Below are 4,996 nucleotides of genomic sequence, written 5' to 3' on the forward strand. Positions count from 1 at the left end.
GCGCGATCCTCCCACGCCCAGTGCACAGGCTGCCCAGCCCATCAAACCGCTTGTCCGCTCCCGACCCCGGCGAACCTTCCCGGTCACAGCACTAGGCGGAGGGCGCCCCCATGAGAAGTTCGGCGATGGCCGGTTCCGCGATGCCGTGTGGCTTCGCGGGGGAGGGGTGACTGGCCGCGCCATGCCGGCCATCGTGCGGCGTCTGGTCCGCCGGGAGTTCGTCGGTCCCTTCAACCAGAGGCCGCGGTCTTACGGGGTTCGGTGCGCTGTGGTCAGTGCTTCGAGGAGCGGGGGGCGGCCAGCTCCTCGAGGCGGGAGCGTCTCCAGCGCTGCTGGCGTGGTCGGCCGGCGGCAGCACACCGCGCTGGCGTGCGGCGGCGACGACGGTGGCCCGGCGCCACTTCTTGCGGGCCCCGCCGCGGCTGCCCTCTTCCCTCTCCAGGATCTCCGGCTCCGGCAGCTCGGGGATGCGCCCCTGGTAGAGGGCGCTGGAGAAGGAAGCGACGCTGCCGTAGCCGAGCAGGCTCGCGACTTCGGCCGTACCGAGCAACTCGTCGGGGTCCCCGTCGGCCGACACCGAGGGCAGCGCGGCAGCCGGGGCGGAGCTGCGCCGGCCCTTGCCGAGGCGGCTGGCTGCCCAGGCGACGATCGTGCCGCGGCGCCACATCGGGCCGTCGACGTCCTCGTCGGGCTCGGGGAAGTATCCGGGCCGATCGCGGAAGTAGGCGTCGATGGTGGAGGTACGGGTGTAGCCGAGGAGCTTGGCCACCTCCCGCGACGAGATCCGCCGGATCAAGGCCGCAGCCGTCACCGGGCTCGCGTTCCCACACGCGGTGCAGGCCGTCCAGACCGTGCGCCGCCGACGGGTCGTCACCACCGGCAAGGTCACCCTGGCACGCGTCTACGAGGTGACCGACTTGACGGCGGAGCAGGCCGACGCAACCGAGATCGCCCGCCGCGTCCGCGACCACTGGGGCATCGAGAACAAGATCCACCACGTCAGGGACATCACGTACGCCGAGGACGCTCCTCCAGGCTTCGCCCGGGGGCACCCCCACCCGCGTACGCACCGGCACCGCTCCACGCGCCATGGCATCCCTGCGCAATCTGGCCATCGGAGCCCTCCGCCTGACCGGCTGCGACAACATCGCCGCCGGACTGCGCAGACACTCCCGCGACACCACCCGGCGGCTGACCGCCCTCGGCATCACGTGATCAAACCAGCCGTAACGCCGCCGTCTGCCGGGCCGCGCAGAGCCGGTTTCGCCCGGCGGTCTACACCGGGACAAGGACGGTAAGCCATTCCGCTTCACGTGCCCGGTACCCATAACGATCCCACAGCCCCGACACGATCGCCGGGACATGACGGGCTCCGTAGACGATGGCCACCCGGATCGGCTCGTCGCCGCGCTCCGCGTGGATCTCGCCGAGCGCGTCGAGCAACCGCTGGTCTCGCCGACCGGTCATCGCATGCTCCACAGGATCGTCGGCCAGCATCTCCGCCCGCAGCGTCGACGGCAGATCCTCGACCACCAGGTCCTCATCGAGGAAAGCCCGCGGACCGCGCAGCGCGAACACCAGGCCCAGCACGGGAGCCGCGACCATGAGCAGCAGGTACGTCCACCGCGGCAGTGTCTTCAGGTCCGCGATCGCCTCCGCCGCGGTCACATCCGGGTTGATGACCGGCACGGACTCGGGAAGCAGCAGCTCATCGCGCTGCTCCTGCAGGCCGTTGCGCCGACGCCGTGGGGTGAACCGGTAAGCAAGCGTGAGGGCACTCACTCCGACCGACTTCCCTCGGATTCCCTCGAGGACTATGAGGTCGCATTCCCTGAGCCTGATGCGGACCTGGGAGTAGAACGTCGGCGAAGCCACATGCAGCATCGGGAAGATCACGAATTCAAGGGGCTTCCCTGTCCGCCTCATGGTGATCACAGCAGATCGGACGGCATACCCGGTCACCTCGATGATCTGCATGATTCCCCCCGCGAACCTCGCCCGGTTTCCCTTCCGCCCGTACCAGGACACGAGCCCGCCCAGGGCCGCGGTTCCCTCCGGCACAAGTCGTGCCACCGGGCAGTGGGGTATCGAGTACAAGATCCACCACGGCATCACGGGGGGTGTCTAATCAACGGCCCTGTCTCGCATTCGGTGGTGACGCTGAGTCGTGAGGGGTCGTTGACGTCCGTGTGGAGGATGTCAACGAGCTTGTACAGACGGTGTTTCCGGGGCTGGCTCCGCTGGTCATCGAGGATGTGATCGACGAGGGAGAGCGGATCGTCGTGCGGGCGCGGACGCCGCGGGACACGGCGCCGTGTCCGGTCTGTGGGGCGGTGTCAGGACGGGTGCATGGCTATCACCTGCGGACCGTGGCGGATGTGCCGATCGATGGGCGGCGGGTGGTGGTGGTTCGTGTGCGGGTGCGGCGTCTGGTGTGTCCGACGCGCGGCTGCCGTCACACCTTCCGCCATCAGGCCTCCGGCCCCGCATTCATCACGAACGTCAGGTCTTCGGCGGGCAGCTCGCGGCCGTCGTCGTCGAGGAACCCCACCCGCATGGCCTGACCGGTGGAACGCGATCGCCGCAGAGCGGAGGGCCCCGACGGGCGAGGGCGGTGGCAGTCACCCCACTGCTGGAGAGCCGCCAGCACGAGTCGCAGCTCCTGCCCGGCGGGAGTGAGGTGGTAGCTCTGCCGATGCCGACTACCCGGCTCCTGGTACGTCCGCGTGCGCAACACCCCAGCCTCGACAAGAAGCTTGAGCCTGTCACTGAGCAGGTTCGGCGGGGCCTCCTGGTAGCTCGGGTTGCGATCCCAACCGAGCAGCACCAGGAGGCCCTGTATCGCAGTCTTTCGGGCTTGCGTCCGTGGAGTCCAACGCGTCGTCACCGGAGTGTGACTGTCTCGCACACAGGTTCGGCAACGCGGCGGACGGGCCGGAGCGCGTGCGGTGTTACGGCTCCGACCTGACGGAGGCGGAGTGGCAGGTCATCCGGCCATTGCTGCCGCTGCCCGCGTGGCTTCAGGGGCGGGGCGGTCGACCGGAGGGCTTCTGCCATCGCGTGATGCTGGACGCGGTGCGCTATGTGGTCGGCAACGGCGTCAAGCGGGCAAACCTGCCTGCGGACTTCCCGCCGTACCGGCGGGTGCACGCATTCGCCCGCCGCTGGCAGGCCACGAGCCTGCTTGCCGAGCTGCACGACCGGCTGCGCGACAGGGTGCGCCAGAAGGAGGGCCGCGAGGTGGACCCTACGGCCGCGATCGTGGACTCGCAGTCGGTGCGGGCGGCAGCAAATGTCCCGCGCTCCACGTCCGGCTGGGACGGCGGGAAGAGGGTGGGAGGCCGCAAACGGCACCTGGTGGACTGTCTCGACGGTCAGACGGGGGAGTTCCACCACCTGCACGCCGCCGGTGTCGACGACCAACGCGTCGCAGCGCCAACGGCTGAGACTGACGATGGCGATCGGGCCGTGGGCCGCCGCCGGCAGCAGCGCTTCCAGGCGTGGCGGCCGGAGAAAGTCGGCAAACCCGTCCAACGCGCGGACCTGCTCGACGAGGCCGTCCCACTCCCGCGCTAACGCCATCCGTCGATCCACCGCACCGGAAAGGTCGAGCTGGGCATCGGGCGACACGTCACATCACCAATCCGAACTCCGCTGGGCCACAGCGTCGTCAGGGTATTCCGTTCCCACGACGAAGTGACGCACATCGCGGAAGCCCGCCCGAACCACTCCCGAACTTGACTTCTCCAAAACGCATTGCGCTCCAATTGTTGTCGCCGCTTGAGATGACGAAGCCACCCCGGGCAGCACCGGTGTCCCGTGCGAAGCGGCGGATCGCCGACCTCGAAGCCGTCGTCGCCAGGTGCGGCCGTAGCGGGTGCGCAGTTGGGCCTGGTAGGCGAGGCGTTGTTGTTCCAGGGTGATGGCTTGGTGGTAGGAGCGGATTTCCCAGAGTTTCATGCGGCGCCAGAGCAGGAGGGTGGGGAGGGGGAGAGCAGCCGGCGGGTGGCACGGACGCGTTCGATGTGTGTGTCGGCTGTGATGTGGGCTGTGCGGCCGATGGCATGGCGGGCGGCCTCCACCGTCACGACGAAGAGGATTGGATGACCGCGTGCATGCCCACGCCCAGCGGGTCCGGCCAGGCCGTCGCGGCGTTGAAGGCGATGGTCGCCGCGGTGAGCAGCCAGGCCGTGGGGCGCAGCAGGGGGAAGGGGATGCGGAGCCAGGTGAGCAGGAGGTCGAGGGCGAGAGCCACGCAGATGCCCGCGTCGATGCCGATCGGGAAGAGGTAACTGCAGGTGCCGAAGCCCTTTGTGAGGGCGAGTTCGCGTACCGCGGTGTACGAACCCGCGAAGCCGATGCCCGCGATGATGACGGCACCGAAGACAACCAAGCCGATGAGAACGCGGTGCATCCGTGTCGGCTTCAGTGGCGCGGCCACCCGTACCCTCCTCCCTCCGTTCCTTCCTCGTGCTGCGGCTCCTGCTGCCTGCGTGTGATTGCGTGTCGGGTCTCCTGGGCCAATGCCTGGCCCGCGTGCATGTGGGGGCCGGTGTGCGGCTCATGGGTCCTGGGCCGTGGGTGGGTGTGGGGTGTGAGGAGGTCTCGGATGAGCTGCTCGGTCTCCGTCTGCAGTGAGCAGTCCAACGCCCGGTTGACCTGTTGCACGCGGGTGATGGCGGTGTGCACTCCTTGCCGGTTTCGGGCTGCGTGTTCGATGCGGAGTCAGTCCCGGTAGAGCAGCTCGGCCGTGTCGTCGACGTCGAGTCCGGTGGCGACGGCCTGGCGGGCGGCGCTGAGGTCGTGATGGGGTCCTCCCTGTGTGCGGTGGGTGGCGACGGTGTGTGCGATGTCGATGATGCGGGTGGTCATTTCCTGTTGGTTAGGCTGGGCCCAGGGCAGGGGTCTCCACCTGCTGGTCTTCGAAGTCGGGTCAGTGAGCGTAACCATGTATGAGTGAGTGTCGTTGTCAGAGCGTGAATCTGACGGAATGGGC

The 4,996-nt window shown here is 68.7% G+C and carries 6 protein-coding genes and 2 pseudogenes; 3 read left to right on the forward strand and 5 right to left on the reverse strand.

What is annotated here, in order from left to right; all coding sequences use genetic code 11:
• Positions 1-91 precede the first annotated feature (91 nt).
• Positions 92-811: a hypothetical protein gene (locus ACFV7R_RS46680; RefSeq protein ID WP_385276808.1), complete on the reverse strand. Its 720-nt coding sequence runs from the start codon at positions 809-811 to the stop codon at positions 92-94.
• Between the two features lie 278 nt (positions 812-1,089).
• On the opposite strand from ACFV7R_RS46680, the gene ACFV7R_RS46685 reads away from it, so the two are divergent.
• A complete protein-coding gene (locus ACFV7R_RS46685) occupies positions 1,090-1,215 on the forward strand; it encodes a hypothetical protein (RefSeq protein WP_385276811.1) in 126 nt (41 codons plus the stop codon).
• 60 nt (positions 1,216-1,275) lie between these two features.
• On the opposite strand, the gene ACFV7R_RS46690 is transcribed toward ACFV7R_RS46685, so the two are convergent.
• On the reverse strand, positions 1,276-1,782 hold the full coding sequence (locus tag ACFV7R_RS46690) for a hypothetical protein (RefSeq protein ID WP_385276814.1): 507 nt from the start codon (positions 1,780-1,782) through the stop codon (positions 1,276-1,278).
• A gap of 437 nt (positions 1,783-2,219) precedes the next feature.
• Here ACFV7R_RS46690 and ACFV7R_RS46695 point away from each other — a divergent pair.
• A pseudogene (locus ACFV7R_RS46695) lies at positions 2,220-2,483 on the forward strand (transposase family protein); the annotation flags it as partial.
• Here ACFV7R_RS46695 and ACFV7R_RS46700 read toward each other — a convergent pair.
• Complete coding sequence (locus tag ACFV7R_RS46700) at positions 2,471-2,908, reverse strand: winged helix-turn-helix transcriptional regulator (protein ID WP_385276817.1); 438 nt, start codon at positions 2,906-2,908, stop codon at positions 2,471-2,473. The pseudogene ACFV7R_RS46695 and the gene ACFV7R_RS46700 sit on opposite strands and share 13 nt — an antisense overlap.
• Before the next feature lie 35 nt (positions 2,909-2,943).
• On the opposite strand from ACFV7R_RS46700, the gene ACFV7R_RS46705 reads away from it, so the two are divergent.
• Entirely contained in the window at positions 2,944-3,576 is a 633-nt protein-coding gene (locus ACFV7R_RS46705; protein WP_385276820.1) for a transposase, read from the forward strand.
• Between the two features lie 273 nt (positions 3,577-3,849).
• Here ACFV7R_RS46705 and ACFV7R_RS46710 read toward each other — a convergent pair.
• Together ACFV7R_RS46710 and ACFV7R_RS46715 are read right to left on the reverse strand one after the other, a co-directional pair.
• Positions 3,850-4,414: pseudogene (locus tag ACFV7R_RS46710) on the reverse strand (DUF2637 domain-containing protein); the annotation flags it as partial.
• A gap of 311 nt (positions 4,415-4,725) precedes the next feature.
• Positions 4,726-4,872: a hypothetical protein gene (locus ACFV7R_RS46715; protein ID WP_385276823.1), complete on the reverse strand. Its 147-nt coding sequence runs from the start codon at positions 4,870-4,872 to the stop codon at positions 4,726-4,728.
• Between the last annotated feature and the right edge of the window lie 124 nt (positions 4,873-4,996).

The sequence above is a fragment of the Streptomyces sp. NPDC059866 genome (assembly GCF_042731325.1).
GTDB classification, from domain to species: Bacteria; Actinomycetota; Actinomycetes; order Streptomycetales; family Streptomycetaceae; genus Streptomyces; species Streptomyces flavusporus.